Annotated in this window: 3 protein-coding genes; all 3 read right to left on the bottom strand. The window is 43.2% G+C overall.

Features of this window, described 5'->3' with window-relative positions; all coding sequences use genetic code 11:
* Nucleotides 1-425 (bottom strand): YceD family protein (locus tag G4P69_RS36990; protein WP_208354825.1); only part of this gene is annotated, 425 nt, incomplete at its 3' end.
* Between the two features lie 425 nt (nt 426-850).
* Complete coding sequence (locus G4P69_RS36985) at nt 851-1,369, bottom strand: Jag family protein (RefSeq protein WP_208354815.1); 519 nt, start codon at nt 1,367-1,369, stop codon at nt 851-853.
* Nucleotides 1,369-2,440: membrane protein insertase YidC (gene yidC, locus G4P69_RS36980; protein ID WP_208354813.1), on the bottom strand; the 1,072-nt coding region annotated here is incomplete at its 5' end. The genes G4P69_RS36985 and yidC, both read right to left, overlap by 1 nt.

Here is a 2,440-nt window from a genome sequence, read left to right as displayed (position 1 = left end):
GGTTGAATACCTGGACATTTTCTATCACAAAGTTGTCTTTGAGGTATTTCCAAACACATTTGCTCATATAACCATTCAGTTGGATAAAAATATCCTTGAGGTGGTAGAGTTTCTACTAAATCCTCCAAAGCTATTTCTCGCTCTAAAGGTAAATCTTCTGAGTCTTTTGCTGCGTCGTCTAACCAGATAATTTCTTTTGTATCAACGCTCAAACGATGGTTGTAATTTTGCAAGCAACGATTGCAAGTGCAGGTGATAATTGTTTCTGCTTGACTTGACACTTCCAAGTAATTACCATTATGTTGTACGCGGATGCTACCACGAACGGGCGTTAATGTTTCTAGCCCTGGCAAAAACTCATTAACCGGAATCTCCTCTGTCCGCTCCGGGGCTTGGGTTAGCTGCGGAATATAAATAGCGTCCATAGGATTTGAGAGATATCTTTAGTAAAAGTTATCTGTATGTTCAGCGATCCTGCTAAACACACACCTTTAAGTCTAGCCTTTTTACAAACTATTTTTATCAAAAATCGATTCGGATTTCCGAATGTCGTATGAGAGTTCTGTAAAGAACCCTTGAGGAGTGGGGTGGCTTGCTTCCGAACTCTATACGCCAAGTATCATATTGAATGCTAGTTGCAGGATGAAAAATGCTGCCACCGGAAGTAGGGGAGGTGTAAGTAAGTATTTCTAATGAACTTTCCTACACCTGAACACAAGAAAATCGCTTTCCCTTGCTCCCTAACTTTTGAACGCCAGGTGCTTTATGCCGGGAAACCCGTCCACCGCACTGGCTCCTTTTGATTTTTGACTTTTGACTTCCCCGGAGGGGCTGCTCCCTCTTAAACGTTTCATTCCAAAAAAGCTGGGCGTACAACAAGATGACGATGAGGTTCTTTCCCTCGGCTGAATGTTTCCAAATCGCTAAACTCCTTTAAAAAGGTGTGGACTTGACGACGTTCAGCAGAACTGAGGGATTTGATTTCAACTTCTTGCCCTGAAGCTCGAACAAGATCTGCGGCGGATACAGCCATAGTGCGAATCTCAGCTTGTCTCCTAACACGGTAACCATTCAGTTCGACAGTGTAAGAGGCTTGCTGCTCTTGTTGTTGGTTTAAGTTCAGAATAGAATTAGCTAGATACTGAATAGCATCTAGCACCGAGCCGTCAGAACCAATAAATATCTGGATTTGTTCTGGCGTCAGATTAGTTTCATCTATTGTCAACCAGAAGCTATCCGGTTCTTGGGAATCCTGATCATGAATGAAGGTGCTTTCCAATTGACCTTCAACATTAACAGATACCCCAGCTAGCCGCAGTAGCGTTTGTAACCACTGCTGACCACGTTGCATCCGACTATCAGTTATCATCAAGTAGCCTTTTTCTTAGAACTTTTTGGTTCAAAAGGTAATGCCTTTTGTTGTGCGCTTTGTGTTTCCTTTTCCTGAGTTTCTACAATTTTTTGTAGTTCCTCTGGTAACGGTTCTCGCGAAAGAACATAAGTTTGTAAGGTTTGGAAAATATTTCCAATCACCATATACATCAACACCCCAGCTGGTAGGGGGAAGAACAAAAACATTCCCGAAAATATAACGGGAGTGATTTTGTTAACTGTATCCTGCTGTGGGTTAGCATTAGTGGTATTTTGCCCAGAGAGCACTTGGCTAACATATAGGGTGAGCCCGAACATGATTACCATAGCAACGATATCCCAGTGGATTGTTCCATCTGGATCGATCGCACCAACTCTCCCTAAAGCATCAATGAACAAAAATCCTTTATCAGCCGCCAAACCAGGAAGTGTTCCCTGAAGTGTGACATCTCCTGGCTGTAAAGCTTCTATGTCCCCGTTCTCATCTATTTTTACCCGTTCTTCCCCTTTGGTAACTTTCCATTGCGGGGTTAATTTAGTCTCGGGATGTGCAGCCAAGAGTGCTTGGAGCGGTTTTCCCTCCACGGTTTGATATTCAATCTTGGTATGTTCTCCGACTGCTAATGAGTTACCTCCAGGAAGGATAGCAGTGACTTTCACATGTTCCCCTTCGGCTACGTAAATGTTTTGGGGTGGGGTGGAAAAGGCGTGCGGTTGAATTTGTTCGATTTGTTCTGAAGGTAAGATTTGCAAATTTAATGTATAGTTAACCGAGGAAAAAGGTGAACCACGTAAAGTTGCAAATAGTGCTAATAGAACTGGCATTTGCACTAGCAAAGGTAAACATCCTGCTAGTGGGTTACCAAATTCTTTCTGGACGTTGAGCATTTCCTCCTGCTGCTTTTGCGGATCGTCTTTATAGCGATCTTTGACTTCTTGCATCCGTTTTTGCATTAGAGGCTGCACGATCCGCATCCGCCTCATATTGCGAATGGAGCCAGCACTCAGGGGATAGAGCGCAAAGCGAACTATCAATGTCAATGCTACGATTGCCAATCCATAGCTAGGT

The sequence above is a fragment of the Aetokthonos hydrillicola CCALA 1050 genome (genome assembly GCF_017591665.1).
Lineage (GTDB): Bacteria > Cyanobacteriota > Cyanobacteriia > Cyanobacteriales > Nostocaceae > Aetokthonos > Aetokthonos hydrillicola.
Note: the sequence above shows the minus strand (reverse complement) of the source record. Positions and strands in the feature narration are given on the sequence as shown.

What these genes read in the sequence shown, in the direction of transcription:
- G4P69_RS36985 (WP_208354815.1), bottom strand. Translation starts at nt 1,369, where the DNA reads ATGATAACTGATAGTCGGATGCAACGTGGTCAGCAGTGGTTACAAACG.